This window comes from Pseudomonas sp. URMO17WK12:I11 (genome assembly GCF_007677725.1).
GTDB lineage: Bacteria > Pseudomonadota > Gammaproteobacteria > Pseudomonadales > Pseudomonadaceae > Aquipseudomonas.
Genome location: NZ_VEDF01000078.1, coordinates 1 through 219 on the forward strand (window position 1 = coordinate 1; position 219 = coordinate 219).

A 219-nucleotide genomic window follows, 5' to 3' on the forward strand; every position below is an offset into this window, starting at 1 on the left:
CGATGCGCCGCGCGGGCGGCGCTCGATATCCGCCACACCCTCAAAACCAAGGCATGCGCCCGACGGCCCTCATTCAATCGCAAGGCGAATGCGCGGCCCTCACTCAATCAAAAGGTGAATGCGAGGCCCTCATTCACTAGGTGAATCACCGCCCAACCACCTTCGGCTTGTAAGCACAATACCCCGGCCGCGGCCCGACCTTGGGGTGATTACGGCAGG

1 pseudogene is annotated in these 219 nt (G+C 62.6%); it reads right to left on the reverse strand.

Features of this window, described 5'->3' with window-relative positions:
- Positions 1 to 145: 145 nt before the first annotated feature.
- Positions 146 to 219 (reverse strand): annotated as a pseudogene (locus tag FS665_RS23275) (YkgJ family cysteine cluster protein); the annotation flags it as partial.